The sequence below is a fragment of the Micromonospora sp. RP3T genome (assembly GCF_003027925.1).
In the GTDB taxonomy this organism is placed as follows: domain Bacteria; phylum Actinomycetota; class Actinomycetes; order Mycobacteriales; family Micromonosporaceae; genus Micromonospora.
In genome coordinates this window covers 16280-35911 of sequence record NZ_PYPS01000054.1, presented here as the reverse complement: position 1 = coordinate 35911, position 19632 = coordinate 16280, and the positions used below count along the sequence as shown (strand labels likewise).

Below are 19632 nucleotides of genomic sequence, written 5' to 3'. Positions count from 1 at the left end.
TCGGCCAGGCCTCGGTACACGGCTTCTTCTTCGCCCAGATCGTCGGCCGCCTGGTCGGCGTCGCCGCGCGCGGTGACCCGGTGCGGGCGCGGCGGTGCGGGCGGGCGGCCCGGCTCCGGCGGCGGGGTGGACGCGCCGGTGCCGGGCGCGCGGTCACGGCGCGGCCGGCGGTCGGGAGAGGGCTCCACGAGGGGACAACGCGGCTGCGGGGTCACGGGTGACGACGCAGGGGCGCTCGCGGCGGCCGGTGAGCGCCTCTCGGCGCGACCACCATGGGCGCGCACGCCGGTCGTCCCGGGTGCTGCGGCCTTCGGCGCCGGGGGCGGCCGGGCCCCCGCGAGGGAGGCGGCCACCGGCCCGGTCGGCCGCCGCGAGCGGCCTACGGTACGAGGGTAGTCCGGTGAGATGAGCCACACAATGGGAATATCGAAGCCGGTCAGGGACGGCCCGTGGTCGGCGGGGAAGTGTCGGACCGCGGGCGTACGGTTGGTGGCATGGCGCTCGACATTCCCCGGCTCGACGGCCGCTTCCAGGTGGTCAGCGATTTCCAGCCGGCCGGCGATCAGCCGGCAGCCATCGACGATCTTGAGCGTCGCGTGCGTCGCGGCGACCGCAACACGGTGCTGCTCGGCGCGACCGGCACCGGCAAGAGCGCCACCACGGCGTGGCTGGTCGAGCGGCTCCAACGGCCCACCCTGGTGCTCGCGCCCAACAAGACGCTCGCCGCCCAGCTCGCCAAGGAGTTCGGCGAGCTGCTGCCGCACAACGCGGTGGAATACTTCGTCTCCTACTACGACTACTACCAGCCCGAGGCCTACATCCCGCAGACCGACACCTACATCGAGAAGGACTCCTCGATCAACGAGGAGGTGGAGCGGCTGCGGCACTCGGCGACCATGTCGCTGCTCACCCGGCGCGACGTCATCGTGGTGGCCACCGTGTCGGCGATCTACGGTCTCGGCACGCCGGAGGAATACCTCGACCGCGCGGTGCGGGCCAAGGTGGGGCAGGAGCTCGACCGGGACCAGCTGCTGCGCCGGCTGGTCGACATCCAGTACACCCGCAACGACATGGCCTTCCAACGCGGCACGTTCCGGGTCCGCGGCGACACGCTGGAGATCATCCCGGCGTACGAGGAACTCGCCGTCCGGATCGAGCTGTTCGGCGACGAGATCGAGAAGCTCTACTACCTCAACCCGTTGACCGGGGACGTGGTCCGGGAGGTCGACAGCCTGGTGATCTTCCCGGCCACGCACTACGCCGCCGGCCCGGAGCGGATGGAGCGGGCGATCCGGGACATCGAGGCCGAGCTGGCCGAGCGGCTGGCCGAGCTGGAGCGGCAGGGCAAGCTGCTGGAGGCGCAGCGTCTGCGCATGCGCACCACCTACGACATCGAGATGATGCGTCAGGTCGGCTTCTGCTCCGGCATCGAGAACTACTCGATGCACATGGACGGCCGGCTGCCCGGCAGCCCGCCGCACTGCCTGCTCGACTACTTCCCCGACGACTTCCTCACCGTGGTCGACGAGTCACACGTGACCATCCCGCAGATCGGTGGCATGTACGAGGGCGACGCCTCCCGCAAGCGGATGCTGATCGACCACGGCTTCCGGCTGCCCAGCGCCGCCGACAACCGGCCGCTGCGCTTCGACGAATACCTGGAACGGGTGGGCCAGTCGGTCTTCCTCTCCGCCACCCCGGGTCCGTGGGAGCTGGAGCAGGCCCAGGGCGAGTTCGTCGAGCAGGTGATCCGGCCCACCGGTCTGATCGACCCCGAGGTGGTGGTGAAGCCGACCAAGGGGCAGATCGACGACCTCATGCACGAGATCAAGCTGCGCACCGAGCGCGACGAGCGGGTGCTGGTCACCACGCTGACCAAGAAGATGGCCGAGGACCTCTCCGACTACCTGCTGGAGAACGGCATCCGGGTGCGCTACCTGCACTCCGAGGTGGACACGCTGCGCCGGGTCGAGCTGCTGAGTGAGCTGCGCAAGGGTGACTACGACGTGCTGGTCGGCATCAACCTGCTCCGGGAGGGCCTCGACCTGCCCGAGGTCTCGCTGGTGGCGATCCTCGACGCCGACAAGGAGGGCTTCCTGCGCAGCGGCCGGTCGCTGATCCAGACCATCGGCCGCGCGGCCCGGAACGTCTCCGGCCAGGTCCACATGTACGCCGACAAGATCACCCCGTCGATGGCGGCGGCGATCGACGAGACCGACCGGCGTCGGGCCAAGCAGATCGCGCACAACGAGGCCCACGGCATCAGCCCCGAGCCGCTGCGCAAGAAGATCCACGACATCCTCGACGACATCTACCGCGAGGCGGAGGACACCGAGGCCACCACCGTCGGCGGCGCCGCGCGGCAGCTGTCCCGGGGCAAGGCGCCGGTCAAGGAGACCCGCAGCCGCGGTGGCCGGGGCGGCGCGGCGACCCCGTCCCGGGAGGGGATGGCCCGGGCCGATCTGGCCAACCTCATCCAGGAGCTCAACGACCAGATGCTGGCCGCCGCCCGGGAGCTCCAGTTCGAGCTGGCGGCGCGGATCCGCGACGAGGTCGCCGACCTCAAGAAGGAGTTGCGCGGGATGGACGCGGCCGGGGTGCGGTGAGCGGCCCACCGGCCGGGAGGGCGGGATGCTGACCGAGGTGGTCGTCGGGCGTCCCGACGCGCGGCTGCGTCAGTGGGTGGACCGGTACCTCGGCTACCGGGAGGACGCGCCGGCACCGCTGGTGCGCCGCGAGGTGGCCGGCGCGTTCGTGGTGCTGATCCTGGGCTGGGGCGACCCGCTCGACGTGCGCGATCCGCGGGCGACCGGCCGCGGCGTGTCCGGCAACGCGTTCCTGGCCGGCCCGTTCGACGGTTGGTGCGCCACCCGTACCGCCGGGACGGGAATCGGCGTGCAGGTGGTCCTGACCGCCCCGGCGGCGCGCCGGGTGCTCGGGCTGCCACTCGGCGAGCTGGCCAACCGGGTGGTCCCGGTCGACCGGGTCGCCGGCTGGCTGGCCGACCTGCGGGACGCGTTGGCCGGCGCGGCCGGCTGGGCGGAGCGCTTCGCCCGGCTCGACGCCGCCCTCGCCGCCCGGCTGGCGGCCACCGACCCGGTCGACGGTCGGCTGCGGGCCGCGTGGCAGCGGCTCGACGTCAGCGGGGGAGCGGTCGGCGTCGCCGCACTGGCCGACGAGATCGGCTGGTCCCGGCGTCACCTGGCGGTCCGGTTCCGCCAGGAGTTCGGGCTGCCGCCGCGGACCGTGGCCCGGCTCCTGCGCTTCCAGCGGGCGTACGCCGGGCTGGGCCGCACGGTGCTCACCGCGCCGGCTGCCGGCGCGGGTGGGGCGGGTTGGGCGGAGCGGGCGGCCCGCTGGGGCTACTACGACCAGTCGCATCTGATCCGGGAGTTCCAGGCGTTCGCCGGGGCCACGCCGGCGGTGCTGGCCCGGCCCGGATCACATCCGTCCTATCCGGGCTGACCGGCGCGCGGCAGGCTGGTGCCATGCGAAGCATCTACCCGGTCCTCCGGTACCCCGACGTCCACGCCGCTGTCGACTTCCTCCGGTCGGCGTTCGGTCTCACGGTCCACGAGCTGCACTCCGGGCTCGACGGCGCGGTGCGCCACGCCCAGCTCGGTCACGGCGACGGCCTCGTCATGGTCGGGCCGGGGCCCGCACCGGCGAGCCGCCCGACCGACGACGACTACCGCGTCTACCTGGCGGTCGACGACGTGGACGCGCACCACGAGCGGGCCCGCGCGGCCGGCGCGGAAATCGTCCGGTCGCCGTTCGACACCGACTACGGCTCCCGCGACTACGCCGCCCGTGACCTGGTCGGCATGGTCTGGTCGTTCGGCACGTACCGGCCCTGACCGACCCGGCGTCTGTTGCTCTACGCAAGCGAGGTATTGCCGTGTGTGATGGTCATGCGTACGCTCCCACCCTGGGAGGAGCGCATGCCGATGTCAGCAAGTCCGGTCGTCCGGCGGGTGCGGCTCGGCGTCGAGCTGCGCCGGCTGCGCCGCCGTGAGTCACTGACGCTCGAGCAGGTCTGCGCCCGGCTCGGTTGGGCGTCCACGTCGAAGCTGTCCCGCATCGAGCTGGGGCAGAGCCGGCCCGACCTGGCCGACGTGCTCGACCTGCTCGACGTCTACGCGGTGCCGCCGCACCAGCGGGACGATCTGATCGTCATCGCCCGTGACGCCGCCACCGGGCGTGGCTGGTCCAAGGCGCTGGGCGAGATGGGTGAGCGGCAGCGGGCGTACGCGGAGTTGGAGGCCGGCGCCGAGCGCATCGTGGAATACCAGCCGGCGTTCGTGCCCGGCCTGCTGCAGACCCCGGCGTACGCCCGGCTGCGGGTGTCGGCCGGCGCGTCGGTCGCCGACGAGGTGGACGTGGATGCCGACGTCCGCGCCCGAGCGGTGCGCCAGGAACTGTGGGTCCGGCCGGACCCGCCGCACTACACCGCCCTGATCGACGAGCGGGCCTGCGAGCCGGGCGGCCTGCCGGCCGAGGTGTGGCGGGAGCAACTACGGCATCTGCTGGCGCTGGCCGAGCGGTCGCACGTCACGGTCCGGGTGCTGCCGCGGGACGCCTCGTCCGGCGACGACCTGCATCCGCTGGCGCCGTTCTCCTACTACGCCTATCCGGACCCGGACGACCCCCGCACCGTGCTGGTGGAGACGCTCACCACCGACCTGCGCCTGGTCGGCGAGGCGGATGTGGCCCGCTACGAGCGGGTGATCGAGCGGCTGCTCGCGGCGGCGCTGCCGGAGGACGCGACGGCCGAGCTGCTGGCCCGGCGGCTCGGCCCCGCGCCGGTGCCGCGGCCCCGCGACGCGCACGAGCCGGGGTGAAGGGCGCCGCGACGCCCACCGGGCCGGAACGGGGGTGCCGCGCGCCCACCGGGCCCGGCGCCCCCGTTGCCCGTCGGGACCGGTGACCGCGCGTCGCGCGCAGGCTACGCGTGGGGTACGACAGTTCAGGCCGGCACGTCGACGAAGTGCTCGACCAGGGGCGGGCCGGCGAAGTACGGGCCGATCAGCCCGCGCCACCGCCCGAAGCGCTCGGTCTGCCGGAAGTTCACGTCGTGCGCCTCCACCGAGTCCCACTCGACCAGCAGCACGAACCGGGTGGGCGACTCCACCCCGCGGGTCATCCGCACGGAGCGGCACCCCTGCGCCTCGGCGAGGATCGGCCGGGCCTGCGCGTAGGCGGCGGCGAAGTCGTCCTCGTGTCCGGGCGTCACGTCGATCAGCGCGACCTCAAGAACCATGCCCGAAGCCTCCCATGCCCGGGCACCCCCGGTACGCTCCGGGGGCGCTCCGGCGGGCCGCGTCTCGACCACGGCACCGGCCGCCACCGTGGCACCGGCGGCGGGGGAGGAACATCCACATGCTCGACTGGCTCACCGGCACCGCGTTCACCGTGTTCGGCGCCGGCACCACCTGGGCGGAGCTGCTCGGCTTCGGCACCGGCGTGGTCAACGTCTGGTTGGTCGCCCGCCAGCACATCGCGAACTGGGCGGTCGGCATCGCCAACGTGCTGCTGCTGATGGTGCTCTTCTGGACCGCCGGCCTGTACGCCGACGCCGGCCTGCAGCTCGTCTACGTGGTGCTCGGCATCTACGGCTGGTGGCACTGGCTGTTCGGCGGGGCCCGGCGCAGCCGGCTCACGGTGGCCCGCACCGGGCGGCGCGAGTGGTGGGCGCTGGGCCTGGTCGGGCTGCTGCTCACCGCCGGGCTGTGGGTGCTGCTGGACCGGGCCACCGACTCGACCGTCCCGCTGGCCGACGCGGTCACCACCGCGTTGTCGCTGCTGGCCACCTACGGCCAGACCCGCAAGCTGGTGGAGAGCTGGTGGCTGTGGATCGCCGCCGACCTGATCTACATCCCGCTCTACGCGTACAAGGGGTTGTGGCTGACCGGCGGCCTGTACCTGATCTTCCTGGCCCTCTGCGTGGTGGGGTTGCGGTCCTGGCGGGCGGACCTGCGCCGGCGCGCGGCGGCCACGCCGGTGCCGCCCGGCCCGGCGCCGGTGGCCGCATGAGCGTGACCGGGGCGGGCCCGCGCCGGTTCCGGCACGGCCTGGTGGTCGGCAAGTTCTATCCGCCGCACGCCGGGCACCACGCGCTCGTCGAGGCCGCCGCGGCCCGCTGCGCGGCGGTGACCGTGGTGGTGGCGCCGTCCCGGCGCGAGTCGATCCCGCTGGACCTGCGGTTGGCCTGGCTGCGCGAGGTGCACGCCGGCACGCCGTGGGTGCGGTTCGTCGGCCGGTACGACGACCATCCGGTCGACTACGCCGACCCGGCGGTCTGGGACCTGCACTGCGCGGTGTTCGCCGACGCGCTGGGCGGCGAGTCGGTGGACGCCGTCTTCTCCTCCGAGGCGTACGGCGGGGAGCTGGCCCGCCGGTTCGGCGCGGTCGCGGTCGACGTGGATCCGCAGCGGCGGGCGGTGCCGGTCTCCGGCACCGCGGTGCGCGCGGACCCGGCGGCGCACTGGCGGTGGCTGAGCGCGCCGGTACGGGCGTGGCTGGTCCGCCGCGTCGTGGTGGTCGGCGCGGAGTCCACCGGCACCACGACCATGGCGCGGGCGCTCGCCGAGCGTTTCCGCAGCGCCTGGGTCCCCGAGTACGGCCGTGAGCTGACCGCTCGCAAACTCACCACGCTGCGTCGCTCGCGACCGGACGCGACCGTCTTCGACGTCACCTGGGACCGGGACGATTTCGTCGAGGTGGTACGCGAGCAGCAGGCCGCCGAGGACGCCGCGGCACGGGTCGGCGGCCCGCTGTTGTGCTGCGACACCGACGCCCGGGCCACCGCGCTCTGGGAGGAGCGCTACCTGGGGTCGTCCTCGGCTGAGGTCCGGGCCGCCGCCCGCCGGCCGGCGCTCTATCTGCTCACCGACCACGAGGGGGTGCCGTTCGCCGACGACGGCCTGCGCGACGGGGAACACCTGCGGGCGTGGATGACCGGGCGGTTCCGCGTGGAGCTGGCCGCCAGCGGGGTGCCGGTGGTCGAGCTGCGCGGCACGCACGAGGAGCGGCTGGCCACCGCGGTCGCCGCGGTCGAGGATCTGCTCGCCGCCGGGTGGGCGTTCACCGACCCGGTGCTGCCCGCCTACTGAGGCCCTCGTCCGCGTCGCCCGGCACCGGCCCGCGGGCAGAAGGCTAGCCTCCTAGGAAGCCGCGCGAATACGTGAGGAGCGGCACGTGACGGCAGCAGATCGGCGTCCGGAGATGCGCTATCGGGCCGGCATGGTGAACAATGGCGGCCGAGGAGGGGAGTATTCCCCCGTGACGGAGTCGTCAGCACGGAAGAGCGCCAGCACCCCCCGGTGGCTCGACCCGGCCCCGTCGGTCGGTGCCCGCCCGGGCATCGGCGGAAGAGACCTCCGACAGTCACCACAGTCAGCGTCGACGCACCCCGGCCCCACACCCGGCGTACGGTGTGCCCGACGCTGCGTGTCTGCCGGAGGATGGATTTGAACGTGTCCGCATTGGTGTGGGCGGTAACCCTGACCGCGATGATCGCGGTCCTGCTCGCCGACCTGTTCATCATCGGCCGCCGCCCGCACGAGCCCAGCGTCCGCGAGTCCAGCCTGTGGGTCGGCTTCTACGTGGTGCTGGCGCTGCTCTTCGGCGTGGTGCTCTGGGTGACGGCCGGGCCGAGCGTGGCCGGCCAGTTCTACACCGGCTGGCTGACCGAGTACAGCCTCTCGGTGGACAATCTCTTCGTCTTCGTGATCATCATGGCCCGCTTCGGGGTGCCCCGGCAGTACCAGCAGAAGGTGCTGCTCATCGGCATCCTGTTGGCGCTGGTGATGCGCGGTGGGTTCATCGCCGCCGGCGCGGCCCTGATCTCCCAGTTCTCCTGGGTGTTCTACATCTTCGGCGCGTTCCTGATCTACACGGCGGTGAACCTGGCCCGACAGGGCGAGCCGGACGAGGACGAGTTCAGCGAGAACCTGCTGATCCGGTGGAGCCGCAAGGCGCTGCCGCTGTCCCGGGACTTCGACGGGGCGAAGATGACCACCCGGGAGCACGGGCGGCGGCTGTTCACCCCGATGCTGATCGTGATGATCGCGATCGGCACCACCGACCTCATCTTCGCGCTCGACTCGATCCCGGCGATCTTCGGGATCACCCAGGAGCCGTACCTGGTGTTCACCGCGAACGTCTTCGCGCTGATGGGGCTGCGGCAGCTCTACTTCCTGCTGGGCGGCCTGCTGGACCGGCTCATCTACCTCAGCTACGGGCTGGCCGTGGTGCTCGGCTTCATCGGCGTGAAGCTGGTCCTGGAGGCGTTGGCCGACAACAACCTGCCGTTCATCAACGGCGGCGAGCACGTGGCGTGGGCACCGCACATCCCGATCTGGCTCTCGCTGACGGTCATCCTCGGCACGCTGGCCGTGGCCACCGTGGCGAGCCTGGCCAAGTCGTCGCGGGACCGGCGCCGGGAACTGGCCGAGGCGCGTCGCTGACCGCACCGGGTGTCCGGGGCGTCGTCGCCCCGGACACCCGGGTCAGACGCGGTGCGCGCCGACCAGGGTGGCGACCCGGTCCGGGGGCAGTTCCTCCTCGACCACCCGGCGGGTGAGGTAGCAGGCGTGCAGCATCCGCCGCCGGCCGCCGTGCGGCTCGGCCGTGACGATCCCGACGTGGTGGATGCGCCGGCCGGGGCGGGCGAAGAAGTAGAGGTCGCCGGGGCGCTCGTCGTCAAGCGCCAGCGGCGTGGTCGCCTCGGCCTGGTCGTCCGCGTCGCGGGGCAGCGTGACGCCGTACCGCCGCCAGGCCAGGTGCACCAGACCGGAGCAGTCGATGCCGTCGGTGGACAGGCCGCCCCAGATGTAGACCAGGTCGCGCAGCCGCTCGGCGACCGCGAGCACCTCCTTGGCCTCGGGCCGCTCGGCGGGCAGCGGCACCAGGTCGCCCTCCGGGGCCCAGAGCGGCTCGACCCGCCCGGGCGCCCGGACCGGCCGCCAGCCGTCCGCCAGCCGGCCGGCGGAGGTGAGATGGGTGCCCAGGACCACCCCGGTGAGCGCCGGCGGCCCGCCGGCGGCCTCGTGCAGTGTGGTCCGCCGGACGTCGACCACCAACGCGGGCCCGGCCGGCCCGGCGTCGGCGGGCGCGGCCAGGTGGGCCGACCGCATCCAGCCCGGGTAGCCGCGGGGAGCCAGCTTGGCGGCGGGCTGCCCGAGGGCGACCACCCGGACCCAGCCGTCCGGCCCGGCCCCGGTGACCAGCACCGGCTCGCCGAGCAGCAACTGGGTCAGGACACAGTCGCCGACCCACTGGTCGCGATCCATCCCGGCAACCCAGGCGGCGACGTCGGGGCGGTCGCGCAGGGCGGGTCCGTCGATCGGGCGGACCGCGTCGGGGTCTGCCCACAGGGTCGCCACCGGGACCCGTACCACGGCCTGGTGGCCCGGTTGAGGCGCCATCCGCACCCCTCCTCCCACGCTCCTGTGGGGGACCCTATGAAAAAATCCAACCTCACTCAACCACGTCGCTGAACCTTAGCTTCATTCACGTCGGCGATGCCGAGCCCGGGGGCGTCCGGCAGCAGCACGTCCGCGCCCTCGTACCGGAGCCCGCCGGTGACCGGCGACCAGGCCAGCCACCAGGCGGCGTCGAGATCCGACACGGCGGTGGTGCCGTGCGCGGCGGCCAGGCTGGCCGCGGCGCCCACGCCGACCGGACCCTCCATCATCGAGCCGACGATCGTGCCCATGCCGTGCGCGGCGGCCAGGTCCAGCAGCGTGCGGGCCGGTTGCAGGCCGCCGCACTTGGCCAACTTCACGTTGACCATGTCGGCCGCCCGACGGCGGATCACCTCGACCAGGTCGCGCACGTCGAAGACCGACTCGTCGGCGAGGATCGGCACCGCCACCCGGTCGCTGACCCAGGCCAGCCCGTCCAGGTCACGGCGGTGCACCGGCTGCTCGACCAGCTCGACGTCGAGCCCGGCGTCCTCGATGCCGCGGATCACCCGGACCGCCTCGCGCGGCGTCCAGCCCTGGTTGGCGTCCAGCCGGATCCGCGCGTCCGGGCCGACCGCGGCGCGCACCGCGCGGACCCGGTCCAGGTCGCCCCGGGCGTCGGTGCCGACCTTGAGCTTCAGCACCGTGAAACCCTCGGCCCGGCGCCGGCCGGCCGCCGCGGCCAGGTCGACCGCGTCGCCGGCGGCCAGCGTGACGTCCGTCGGGACGCGCAGCGCGGTGCCGCCGAGCAGCCGCACCAGGGGTACGCCGAGCCGCCGCGCGGCCAGGTCGTGCAGCGCCACGTCGACGGCCGCCTTCGCCGACTCGTTGCCCACCACGGCCCGGCGCACCTGCCCGCAGCGGGCCTGGAGGTCGTCCGCGTCGCGCCCGGTCAGCAGCGGGGTGAGCAGTTCGCGGACGCACGCCTCCGCGCCGCCGATCGACGCGCCGGTGACCTGCCAGACCTGCGGGGCCTCGCCGAACCCGGACCGGCCGTCGCTGTCGATCACCTCGACGATCAGGGTCTCCACGGTGGTGGTGCTGCGCAGCGCGGTGACGAACGGGGTGTGTAAGGGGGCCGAGAGCCGGTGGGTGCGTACCGCCGCGATCGTCATGTGGGGCACCCTATAGGCACTGGTGGCGAGCAGGGGAGGGCCGATGACCGGGCGGGACTGGGAGCTGGTGGGCGCGCCGAACGCCCGTGACCTGGGTGGGCTGCCGACGACCGACGGGCGGCGGGTCCGGGCCGGGCGGCTCGTCCGGACCGCGGCGCTGGGCCGGCTGACCGACGACGACCTGCCGGTGCTGGGCAAACTCGGCACGGCCTGCGTGGTGGACCTGCGCGCCGTGCGGGAGCAGGAGGTGGCGCCGCCGGACCGGCTGGTGGGCGCGCCCCGCGTGGTGCACCTGCCGGTGTACGACGCGGCCCACCCGGTGTTCACCTACGTCTCGGCCGTGTTGCAGGGGCACGACCTGGCGGCGTACGCGGAGTTGGCCCGCGAGGGCATGCCGGGGGCGATGACGGCGATCTACCGCTGGTTCGTCACCGGGGAACCGGCGCGGGCGGGCTTCGGCGCGGCGGTGCGGCTGGCCGCGGACGGCGCGAACCTGCCGTTGCTGTTCCACTGCTCCGCCGGCAAGGACCGCACCGGATGGCTGTCGGTGGTGCTGCTGACCGCGCTGGGCGTGCCGGAACCGGCGATCCGGGCCGACTACCTGCGGCACAACGAGCTGACCGAGAGCCTGCGGGAGGTGCTGCTGGCGGCGATGACGCGCCGTCGGCCGGACCTCGACCCGGCGGTGGCCCGGCCGTTGCTGGAGGTGCGCGCGGAGTACCTGGACGCCGCGTACGACGAGGTGCGCCGGGCGCACGGCTCGTTCGAGGCGTACCTGCGCGACGGGCTGGGCGTGACCGACGAGGTCCGGGCGGGGCTGCGGGAGCAGTTGCTGGAGTAGCGGGCTCAGCCGGCCAGCTCGTGCCGGGCGTCCCACACCCGCGCGGAGACGTGCGCGATGAGCCGGCACGCGTCGTCCTCGACCTGCTCGCCGTCCGCGCCGCCGTCGGCCAGGTCGGTGGTCGTGCACACCACGATCGCGTACGGCGGCGCGTCGTCCGGGAAGACCACGCCGGCGCCGTGGCGGACGCCGCGTACCCAGCCGTTCTTGTGCGCGATGCGGGTGCCCTCGGGCAGCCCGGCGGCCAGGTCCTCGCGGTGTTCCTGGGCGACGAGCACGTCGAGCATGGCGGCGCAGCCGGCCGGCGAGGCGAGCGGGCCGGGCCGGCTCGCGCCCAGCGCCAGCTCGCCGAGGAGGGCGGCCAGGTCGGCGGCGGTGACCAGGTTGTCGATGCCGGCGTCGCGGGCGGCGAAGTCCTCGATGCCGCGGCCGGTGACGCTGTGCCGCGCGCCGGCCCGCGTCCAGGCCTCCGCCACGGCGGGCAGCCCGACCTGGCCGACGCACAGGTTCGTGGCCAGGTTGCTGGACCGGATGATCATGCGTTCGGCGAGCCAGCGCAGCGGCGCGGTGCCGCCGACTGCGTCCCAGACCGCCTCGTCGTTGTCGTAGTCGCGGGCGTTGGCGAAGCGGGGCGCGCCGGGCTGGGCGGAGTCGAACGCGTTGCGCACCGGCACCGGCGCGTCCAGGTCGAGCCGGCCGGCTTCGGCGGCCCGGTGCAGCGCCACCAGCACGGCCACCTTCATGGTGCTCGCCGCGTAGTGGGTGGCGTCGGCCTGCCGGGTCCAGACGGGCCGGGCGCCGGGACGCCCCACGTACGCGGAGACGGTGCCGGGCACCCGGTCCAGGTGCGCGTCGAGCTCGTCCCAGATCATGGCCCGACCGTAGCCGATCTTCCCGGCGCGCGGGGCTGCGGCGCGGCCGGGTACGGCGCTAGCGTGCCGGAATGACGACCCCCTTGTACGACGAGATCGCCGACTGGTACGAGGAGTACGCCACGGTCGGTTCGGCGACCTACATGGACCGGGTCCGGTCGGTGCTGGCGGATCTGCTGGGTGAGGGCTCGGGTCGCTGTCTGGACCTGTGCTGCGGCACCGGGGCGCACGCCGCGGAGCTGCGCCGGCTCGGCTGGACACCGGTGGGCGTGGACCTGTCGGCCGGGCAGTTGCGGCACGCCCGGGCCCGGTTGCCGGTGGCCCGCGCGGACGCGACCGCGCTGCCGTTCGCCGACGGCGCGGTGCCGGCCGCGGTCTGCCTGCTGGCGCACACCGACATGCCTGACTATCCGGCGGCGGTCGCGGAGCTGGCCCGGGTGCTGGCGCCGGGCGGCCGGCTGGTGCACGTCGGGCTGCATCCGTGCTTCTGTGGCGCGTTCGCCGACCGGTCCGACCCGGAGCGGGTCGTGATCGACGGCGGTTACGCCGAGCCGGAGCACACGTTCCGGTCGTGGAACTCGCACGGGGTGCGGGCCCGGGTGGGCGCCTGGCACCTGCCGCTGGCCGACCTGCTCACCGCCGTCACCGCCGCCGGCCTGGTGCTCGACCGGGTGGTCGAGTCCGGCTCCGGCCCGATCCCCGACGTCCTCGCCTTCGCCGCCACCAAGCCCTCCTGACCCCACCTCCACCGGGGGCGCTGATGCACGGAAAGAGTGGCCATTCCCCGGGGAGTGGCCACTCTTTCCGTGAAAGTGCGGGGTGCGGAGCGGTGGGTCAGCCGGCGTGCTTGCGGCGGGCCGCTGCCCGGCCGCGCTGCTGCTGGTCGAGGACCACCTTGCGGATGCGCACCGCGGTCGGGGTGACCTCGACGCACTCGTCCTCGCGGCAGAACTCGAGCGCCTGCTCCAGCGACAGCTTGCGCGGCGGGATCAGCTTCTCGGTCTCGTCGGAGGTCGACGCCCGCATGTTGGTGAGCTTCTTCTCCTTGGTGATGTTGACGTCCATGTCGTCGGAGCGGGAGTTCTCCCCGACGATCATGCCCTCGTACACCTCGGTGGTCGGCTCGACGAAGAGCTGGCCCCGCTCCTGCAGGTTGATCATCGCGAACGAGGTGACCGCGCCCGCCCGGTCGGCGACCAGCGAGCCGTTGTTGCGGGTACGCAGCTCACCGAACCACGGCTCGTACGACTCGAAGACGTGGTGCAGGATGCCGGTGCCCCGGGTGTCGGTGAGGAATTCGGTGCGGAAGCCGATCAAACCGCGCGCCGGGACCAGCCACTCCATCCGGATCCAGCCGGTGCCGTGGTTGACCAGCTGCTCCATCCGGCCCTTGCGGGTGGCGAGGAGCTGGGTGATCGCGCCGAGGTACTCCTCCGGGGCGTCGATGGTCAGCCGCTCGACCGGCTCGCAGGTCTTACCGTCGATCTCCTTGGTGACCACCTGCGGCTTGCCGACGGTCAGCTCGTAGGACTCGCGGCGCATCTGCTCGACCAGGATCGCCAGGGCCAGCTCGCCGCGGCCCTGCACCTCCCAGGCGTCCGGCCGCTCGGTGGGCAGCACCCGCAGCGACACGTTGCCGATCAGCTCCTTGTCGAGCCGGTCCTTGACCATCCGCGCGGTGACCTTGGCGCCCTTGACCCGGCCGACAAGCGGCGAGGTGTTGGTGCCGATGGTCATCGAGATGGCCGGCTCGTCGACCGTGATCAGCGGCAGCGGGACCGGGTTCTCGGCGTCGGCGAGCGTCTCGCCGATCATGATCTCCGGGATGCCGGCGACCGCGATGATGTCGCCGGGGCCGGCGGACTCGGCGGGTTTGCGCTCCAGACCCTCGGTCATCAGCAGCTCGGAGATGCGGACCCGCTGGGTGCTGCCGTCGGTGCGGCACCAGGCCACGGTCTGACCCTTGCTGATCGTGCCCTGGCGGACCCGGCACAGCGCGAGCCGGCCCAGGAACGGCGAGGCGTCGAGGTTGGTGACATGGGCCTGCAGCGGCGCGCCGTCCTCGAACGCGGGCGGCGGGATGGTGTCGAGCAGGGTGCGGAACAGCGGCTCCAGGGAGGTGCTGTCGTCGGGTACCGAGCCGTCGGCGGGCTGGGTCAGCGAGGCGATGCCGTCGCGGGCGCAGGCGTAGACGATCGGGAAGTCGATCTGCTCCTCGTCGGCGTCCAGATCCAGGAAGAGCTCGTAGGTGTCGTCCACGACCTCCTTGATCCGGGAGTCCGGCCGGTCCACCTTGTTGATCACGAGGATGATCGGCAGTCGGGCCCGCAGCGCCTTGCGGAGCACGAACCGGGTCTGCGGCAGCGGGCCCTCACTGGCGTCCACCAGGAGCACCACGCCGTCGACCATGGTCAGGCCGCGCTCGACCTCACCACCGAAGTCGGCGTGGCCGGGGGTGTCGATGATGTTGATCGTCACCGGGTCGGAGCCGTCCGCCGGCAGGTACCGCACGCCGGTGTTCTTGGCGAGGATGGTGATGCCCTTTTCCCGCTCGAGGTCCCCCGAGTCCATGACCCGCTCGGTGTCCTCGCCGCGGGCGCCGTAGGCGCCGGCCTGCCGCAACATGGCGTCGACCAGGGTCGTCTTGCCGTGGTCGACGTGGGCGATGATGGCGACGTTGCGGAGGTCGGTGCGAAGCTGCATACCCTCCATACTCCTGTCTGCGGTTGCCGGGGCACGCCTCGGGGTCACCCCGAGATGGCCCGGATCTGTGTCGAAAGTGCTGGGCCGACCGTTCCAGCCACTGGCATGCTGGCTCCCGTGCGGGTGCCGAATGCCTGATCTGCTGAACTGGCTGCAAGGGCTGCCGCCCCTGCTGATCTACCTGGTCGCCGCGATGATCGTCGCGGGCGAGACCGCGGTGATCTTCGGACTGCTGGTGCCGGGCGAGGCGACCCTGCTGCTGGTCGGCTTCCTAGCGTACGCGGGGACGCTACGGCTCGCCCCCGCGCTGGCGGTGATGGTGGCCGCCGCCGTGATCGGAGACACACTCGCCTACCGGGCCGGGCGGCGTCACGGGCCGCGGCTGCGCGCCTCCGGGCTCGGCGCCCGGATCGGGCCACACCGGTGGCGACGCGCCGAGGAGTTGCTGGACCGGCTGGGCGGGCGCGGCATGATGGCCGCGCGCTGGGTCGCGTTCGCCCGCACGCTGGCGCCGCGGCTGGCCGGCGGCGCCGGGATGTCGTACCGGCGGTTCGCGCCGTGGAACCTGGCCGGGGTGGTGAGCTGGGTCGGCGCGTCGGTGCTGGCCGGCTATCTGGCCGGCGAGTCGTACCGGCGGGTGTCGGACCTGCTCGGCCGCGCCACCGGTGCGGTGCTGGTGCTGCTGCTGTGCCTGCTCGGCGTGGTGCTGGCCGGCCGCTGGCTCGGGCGTAACCCGGACCCGGCCCGGGCGTTGGCGGCCCGCGCCGCCGCGCTGCCACCGCTGCGCTGGCTCCGGGCCCGGTACGGGATGCTGTTCTTCCTGCTCGGCATGCGCGTGGGCCCGGTCGGCGCGTGGCTGGTCAACCTGGCGTTCGGGCTGGCGCTGCTGTTCGCCGCCGGGCTGGCGGCGGCGACCCTGCTGGACGCGGTGGTCCGGCACAGCGGGCTCGGGGTGCTCGACGGGCTGGTCGGCGACTGGTTCGCCGCCCGGCGTACCCCGGGGGTGGCGGACGCGGCGCTGGGCGTCGTGTCGGTGCTGCGCGGCTGGGTGCTGATCACCGCGGTGGCCCTGGTGGCGGTGGTGGTGGCCCGCCGGCACCGGCCCTGGCGGGCGGACCTGCTCGGGGTGGTCGGCACGGTCGGTGCGGCGGTGCCGCTGGTGCTGCTGGTGGGGGTGGTCGACCTGACCGGTCCGGGCGTCCCGGACCGGGTCCGGGACCTGTTCCCCGGTCAGAACGCGGTGATGACGGCGAGTTTCGGCACGCTGGCGTGGCTGCTGTCGCGCGGGGCGCGCTGGCCGGTCGGGGCGGCGGTCTGGACGGCCGCCTCGGCCGGGGTGGTGGCGGTCGCCGGCGCGCGGCTCTACCTGGGCTGGAGCACAGCCAGCGGTACCGCCTCGTCCGTGCTGCTGGGCGCCGCCTGGACCGCCGTGCTCGTGATCGCCTGGTCGACCCGCAACCGGGCGGCGAGCGGGCAGGGCCGGCCCGACCCGGCGGACGCCGGCCCGGACGTGGGGGAGGGGCCGCCGCAGCCCCGGGCGCGCCAGCCGGCGTCGCGGGGGCCCCGGACCCCCGTCGATCCCTGCTAGGGTGCGCCGGACGGGGGACCACGGGGAGGATCGATGCGGCGAGGATTCGGCCGGTGGGCCGCGGCTGCGGTGGCGGCACTGCTGGCGGCGGGCACGGTGGCCGGGTGCGGCGGCGAGGAACGGCCGGTCCGCGGGGTGGCGGCGGAGCTGCCCACGGCGGCTCCGGTCGAGGAGCCGGCGGAGGCGCCGGCCGACGCGCCGAGCGAGGCGCCGCCGGCGGTCGAGGCGATCGGTGGCAAGCCCAGCCCCAGCCCCAGCGCGAAGGTGAGCGGGAAGCCACGGCCGAAGCCGTCCCGCACGACCACGAAGCCGCTGGCGAAGCCGAAGCCGCCGACCGAGACCCGGGTGCCGCCGGCCCCGCCGAAGCCGGCGCCCGCCGGCTGCAAGCCCACTCACCGGGGCACCAGGGCGACCCAGAGCCAGGTGAAGGCGGCGCTCGCCGACGCGGCGGCCCGCACCTACTGGCCCACCTCCGCGCCGGACATCCGCATCCCGTCGGCGCTGATGAAGGCGACCGCCTGGCAGGAGAGCGGCTGGCAGTCGACAATCGTGGCCTGCGACGGCGGCGTCGGGCTGATGCAGGTCATGCCGGCCACCGCGGAGTGGATGAACCAGCGGTTCGAGCAGTCGTACGACATCGACGACTACCGGGACAACGCGTACCTGGGCGGCACCTACCTGGCCTGGTTGACGAAGTACATCGGCGACATGTATTTCGAGTCGGACTACCGGCTGGACGCCTCGCTGTGCACCGCCGAGCTGGACTCCTGCCTGCTCAACGCCGTGATCTCGGCGTACAACTACGGGCACGGCGCGGTGGCGCGGGAGGGGAAGCCGCTGGCGATCCCCAACCCGCAGTACGTCTACAACGTCCGCGACCTGATGACCAGCTGCGAGTGCCTCGGGTTCTGAGCGGTCCGGCTCGGCCGGTGCGTGGGCCGCCTCGGTGGGCGCGTCCGGGTCGCGGGTGATCCGCCCGGGCCACCAGAACCGGTCGCCGAGCAGGAACGCCAGCGCCGGCACCAGCACGGTACGGACGAGCAGCGTGTCCAGCAGCACACCGACGCAGACGATGATCCCGATCTGGGTGAGCGTGATCAGCGGGAGCACGCCGAGCACCGCGAAGACCGCGGCCAGCAGCACGCCGGCGCTGGTGATGACGCCGCCGGTGACCCGCAGCGCGGACAGCATGCCGTCCCGGGTCCCGGTCCGGCGCGCGTCCTCCCGGGCCCGGGTGACCAGGAAGATGTTGTAGTCCACGCCGAGTGCGACAAGGAACACGAACGCCAGCAGCAGTACGCCGCTGTCCAGCGCCGGGAAGCCCAGCACGTGGTCGAAGAGCAGCCAGGCGGCGCCGAGGCTGGCGAAGAACGACGCGATCACGGTCAGCACCAGCAGCAGTGGGGCCAGCAGGCCACGCAGCAGCAGCACCAGCACGGCGCCGACCAGCAGCAGGATGATCGGCAGGATCAGCCGCAGGTCCCGCGTGTTGGCCTCGCCGGAGTCGTAGGTGGCGGCGACCGTGCCGCCGACCAGCGCGCCGTCGGGGGCGTCCGCTCCGGCGACGGTGGGGGGCGCGGAGTCGGGCACGGCGGCGACCGCGTCGCGCAGCGCCGTCACGGCCCGGTCGGAGGCGGCGGTGCCGGGCTCGGCGGCGAGCACCACGTCGACCTGGGCGACCCGGTCCCCGGCGAGGCCCGGCCGGGCCGAGGCGACGCCGTCGACCGCGCCGGCGGCGGCGAGCACCGCTGGTGCCGCCTGGGGGTTGGTGAGCACCGCGACGGGCTGGGTGCTGCCGGCCGGGAAGGCCCGCGCGAGCGTCTCCGCGCCGGTGACCGCTTCGGGCCGCTCGCGGAACTGCTCGGTCTCGGACAGGCCGGTGCGGATGCCGAGCCCGCCGAGCGCGAGGCCGGCGAGCAGCAGCGTGGCCAGCACCGCGACCGGCAGCGGTCGGCGGACGACGAGTTCGCCGAGGCGGCCCCAGAGCCGGCCCTCCCGGGCGGCGCTGCCGACGCGCGGGACGAACGGCCAGAACAGGCCCCGGCCGAACAGCACCAGCGCGGCGGGGAGCACGAACAGGGCGGAGAGCATGGCGAACACCACGCCGATGGCGCAGGCCACCGCGAGCGCCCGGTTGGTCTCCTGCTCGGACAGCAGCAGCGTGAGCACGCCGAGGACGACGGTGCCGCCGCTGGCCAGGATCGGCTCGGCGGTGCGGCGCAGCGCGGCCCGCATGGCGGTGAACCGGTTCTCCTCGCGGCGCAGCTCCTCCCGGTAGCGGGCGATGAGCAGCAGGGCGTAGTCGGTCGCGGCGCCGAAGACCAGCACGCTGGCGATGCCGGTGACCTGGCCGCTGGGCAGGTAGATGCCCAGCGCGGGCACGACGGTCTCGACCGTGCGCAGGGTGAACTGCTCGGCGGCGGCCACCACGAGCAGCGGTACGAGCCACAGGAACGGGCTGCGATAGGTGACCAGCAGCAGCAGCGCCACGACGGCGGCGGTGACCAGCAGCAGCGTGGTGTCGGCGCCCTGGAAGACCTTGCTCAGGTCGGCGGTGAAGGCGGGACCGCCGGTGACCTCGACGGTCAGGTCGTCGGGCAGGTCCGCGACCGCGTCCCGCACCTTGCCCACCTCGTCGACCACGGCCTGCTGGTCGCCCGCGGTGGACAGCGGCACGGCGACCAGCGCCACGGTGCCGTCGGGGGAGAGCTGGGCGGGGGCGACCCGGCCGCCGACGGCGAGCGGGCCGAGCTTGCCGGCCGCGGCGTCCAGCGCGGACCGGTCGGACGCGCTGAGCGGAGCCCGGTCGGCGCGGCTGACCACGACCAGCGCGGGCTGGGTGTCCCGCGACGGCAACTGCTCCTGCAGGCGCTCGACCTGGGTGGACTGCCACTCGACGGACAGGCCGGTGGCGGAGACCGGTTCGGGGTTGTCCGGCCGGGGTAACCCGAAGACCACCGCGCCGACGACGAGTGCGGCGGCCACGGTGAGCCAGGCGGCCAACCGGCCCCGGGCGACGCGGGTGAACAGTGACATCGGATGCCCT

Annotated in this window: 17 protein-coding genes and 1 pseudogene; 12 read left to right on the top strand and 6 right to left on the bottom strand. The window is 73.9% G+C overall.

Annotated elements, in window-relative coordinates; translation table 11 throughout:
• The 5 genes from C8054_RS32950 to C8054_RS29705 form a co-directional block, all read left to right on the top strand.
• Window positions 1-221, top strand: a 221-nt coding sequence (locus C8054_RS32950; protein WP_233220239.1) for a hypothetical protein, incomplete at its 5' end; no start/stop codon positions are given.
• Between the two features lie 273 nt (window positions 222-494).
• A complete protein-coding gene (gene uvrB, locus C8054_RS29720) occupies window positions 495-2606 on the top strand; it encodes an excinuclease ABC subunit UvrB (RefSeq protein ID WP_107162476.1) in 2112 nt (703 codons plus the stop codon).
• Window positions 2607-2631: 25 nt separating this feature from the next.
• Window positions 2632-3465, top strand: coding sequence for an AraC family transcriptional regulator (locus C8054_RS29715; RefSeq protein ID WP_107162475.1), 834 nt, complete (start codon window positions 2632-2634; stop codon window positions 3463-3465).
• Window positions 3466-3488: 23 nt separating this feature from the next.
• Window positions 3489-3857: a VOC family protein gene (locus C8054_RS29710; protein WP_107162474.1), complete on the top strand. Its 369-nt coding sequence runs from the start codon at window positions 3489-3491 to the stop codon at window positions 3855-3857.
• 84 nt (window positions 3858-3941) lie between these two features.
• The gene (locus C8054_RS29705) at window positions 3942-4841 is read left to right on the top strand and encodes a DUF5753 domain-containing protein (protein WP_107162473.1); all 900 of its coding nucleotides are present in this window, start codon (window positions 3942-3944) and stop codon (window positions 4839-4841) included.
• Between the two features lie 125 nt (window positions 4842-4966).
• Here the strand turns inward: C8054_RS29705 and C8054_RS29700 are convergent, their stop codons facing one another.
• A complete protein-coding gene (locus C8054_RS29700) occupies window positions 4967-5260 on the bottom strand; it encodes an antibiotic biosynthesis monooxygenase (protein WP_107162472.1) in 294 nt (97 codons plus the stop codon).
• A 119-nt stretch (window positions 5261-5379) separates the two neighbouring features.
• Between C8054_RS29700 and pnuC the strand changes: the two genes are divergently transcribed.
• The 3 genes from pnuC to C8054_RS29685 all read left to right on the top strand — a co-directional run bounded on the left by pnuC (window position 5380) and on the right by C8054_RS29685 (window position 8468).
• Window positions 5380-6033 carry a nicotinamide riboside transporter PnuC gene (pnuC, locus tag C8054_RS29695; protein WP_107162471.1) on the top strand — a complete coding sequence of 218 codons (654 nt, stop codon included), beginning with the start codon at window positions 5380-5382 and terminating at the stop codon, window positions 6031-6033.
• Entirely contained in the window at window positions 6030-7112 is a 1083-nt protein-coding gene (locus C8054_RS29690; protein ID WP_107162470.1) for an AAA family ATPase, read from the top strand. The genes pnuC and C8054_RS29690 overlap by 4 nt, the downstream gene beginning before the upstream one ends.
• Window positions 7113-7469: 357 nt before the next feature.
• Entirely contained in the window at window positions 7470-8468 is a 999-nt protein-coding gene (locus C8054_RS29685) for a TerC family protein (protein WP_107162469.1), read from the top strand.
• A gap of 42 nt (window positions 8469-8510) precedes the next feature.
• On the opposite strand, the gene C8054_RS29680 is transcribed toward C8054_RS29685, so the two are convergent.
• Window positions 8511-9428 (bottom strand): NlpC/P60 family protein, encoded by a 918-nt coding sequence (locus C8054_RS29680; protein ID WP_107162468.1) that lies wholly within the window; start codon window positions 9426-9428, stop codon window positions 8511-8513.
• Between the two features lie 56 nt (window positions 9429-9484).
• Entirely contained in the window at window positions 9485-10582 is a 1098-nt protein-coding gene (locus C8054_RS29675; protein ID WP_107162467.1) for a mandelate racemase/muconate lactonizing enzyme family protein, read from the bottom strand.
• Between the two features lie 43 nt (window positions 10583-10625).
• Between C8054_RS29675 and C8054_RS29670 the strand changes: the two genes are divergently transcribed.
• Window positions 10626-11423: a tyrosine-protein phosphatase gene (locus tag C8054_RS29670; protein WP_107162466.1), complete on the top strand. Its 798-nt coding sequence runs from the start codon at window positions 10626-10628 to the stop codon at window positions 11421-11423.
• Window positions 11424-11428: 5 nt separating this feature from the next.
• Here C8054_RS29670 and C8054_RS29665 read toward each other — a convergent pair whose 3' ends face one another.
• The gene (locus C8054_RS29665) at window positions 11429-12295 is read right to left on the bottom strand and encodes a serine hydrolase (RefSeq protein WP_107162465.1); all 867 of its coding nucleotides are present in this window, start codon (window positions 12293-12295) and stop codon (window positions 11429-11431) included.
• A 71-nt stretch (window positions 12296-12366) separates the two neighbouring features.
• Between C8054_RS29665 and C8054_RS29660 the strand changes: the two genes are divergently transcribed.
• Complete coding sequence (locus tag C8054_RS29660; protein WP_107162464.1) at window positions 12367-13032, top strand: class I SAM-dependent methyltransferase; 666 nt, start codon at window positions 12367-12369, stop codon at window positions 13030-13032.
• 97 nt (window positions 13033-13129) lie between these two features.
• Here C8054_RS29660 and typA read toward each other — a convergent pair whose 3' ends face one another.
• Entirely contained in the window at window positions 13130-14998 is a 1869-nt protein-coding gene (gene typA, locus C8054_RS29655; protein WP_107162463.1) for a translational GTPase TypA, read from the bottom strand.
• A gap of 130 nt (window positions 14999-15128) precedes the next feature.
• Between typA and C8054_RS29650 the strand changes: the two genes are divergently transcribed.
• Both C8054_RS29650 and C8054_RS29645 read left to right on the top strand, forming a co-directional pair.
• Window positions 15129-16586, top strand: coding sequence for a DedA family protein (locus C8054_RS29650; RefSeq protein WP_107162462.1), 1458 nt, complete (start codon window positions 15129-15131; stop codon window positions 16584-16586).
• Between the two features lie 33 nt (window positions 16587-16619).
• Window positions 16620-17498, top strand: a complete 879-nt coding sequence (locus C8054_RS29645; protein WP_107162461.1) for a lytic transglycosylase domain-containing protein — start codon at window positions 16620-16622, stop codon at window positions 17496-17498.
• Window positions 17499-17558: 60 nt separating this feature from the next.
• On the opposite strand, the pseudogene C8054_RS29640 reads toward C8054_RS29645, so the two are convergent.
• A pseudogene (locus C8054_RS29640) lies at window positions 17559-19622 on the bottom strand (MMPL family transporter); the annotation flags it as partial.
• Between the last annotated feature and the right edge of the window lie 10 nt (window positions 19623-19632).

Coding starts and splice junctions, on each gene's coding strand:
- uvrB (WP_107162476.1), top strand. CDS start 495: ATGGCGCTCGACATTCCCCGGCTCGACGGCCGCTTCCAGGTGGTCAGC.
- C8054_RS29715 (WP_107162475.1), top strand. CDS start 2,632: ATGCTGACCGAGGTGGTCGTCGGGCGTCCCGACGCGCGGCTGCGTCAG.
- C8054_RS29710 (WP_107162474.1), top strand. CDS start 3,489: ATGCGAAGCATCTACCCGGTCCTCCGGTACCCCGACGTCCACGCCGCT.
- C8054_RS29705 (WP_107162473.1), top strand. CDS start 3,942: ATGCCGATGTCAGCAAGTCCGGTCGTCCGGCGGGTGCGGCTCGGCGTC.
- C8054_RS29700 (WP_107162472.1), bottom strand. CDS start 5,260: ATGGTTCTTGAGGTCGCGCTGATCGACGTGACGCCCGGACACGAGGAC.
- pnuC (WP_107162471.1), top strand. CDS start 5,380: ATGCTCGACTGGCTCACCGGCACCGCGTTCACCGTGTTCGGCGCCGGC.
- C8054_RS29690 (WP_107162470.1), top strand. CDS start 6,030: ATGAGCGTGACCGGGGCGGGCCCGCGCCGGTTCCGGCACGGCCTGGTG.
- C8054_RS29680 (WP_107162468.1), bottom strand. CDS start 9,428: ATGGCGCCTCAACCGGGCCACCAGGCCGTGGTACGGGTCCCGGTGGCG.
- C8054_RS29675 (WP_107162467.1), bottom strand. CDS start 10,582: ATGACGATCGCGGCGGTACGCACCCACCGGCTCTCGGCCCCCTTACAC.
- C8054_RS29670 (WP_107162466.1), top strand. CDS start 10,626: ATGACCGGGCGGGACTGGGAGCTGGTGGGCGCGCCGAACGCCCGTGAC.
- C8054_RS29665 (WP_107162465.1), bottom strand. CDS start 12,295: ATGATCTGGGACGAGCTCGACGCGCACCTGGACCGGGTGCCCGGCACC.
- C8054_RS29660 (WP_107162464.1), top strand. CDS start 12,367: ATGACGACCCCCTTGTACGACGAGATCGCCGACTGGTACGAGGAGTAC.
- typA (WP_107162463.1), bottom strand. CDS start 14,998: ATGCAGCTTCGCACCGACCTCCGCAACGTCGCCATCATCGCCCACGTC.
- C8054_RS29650 (WP_107162462.1), top strand. CDS start 15,129: ATGCCTGATCTGCTGAACTGGCTGCAAGGGCTGCCGCCCCTGCTGATC.
- C8054_RS29645 (WP_107162461.1), top strand. CDS start 16,620: ATGCGGCGAGGATTCGGCCGGTGGGCCGCGGCTGCGGTGGCGGCACTG.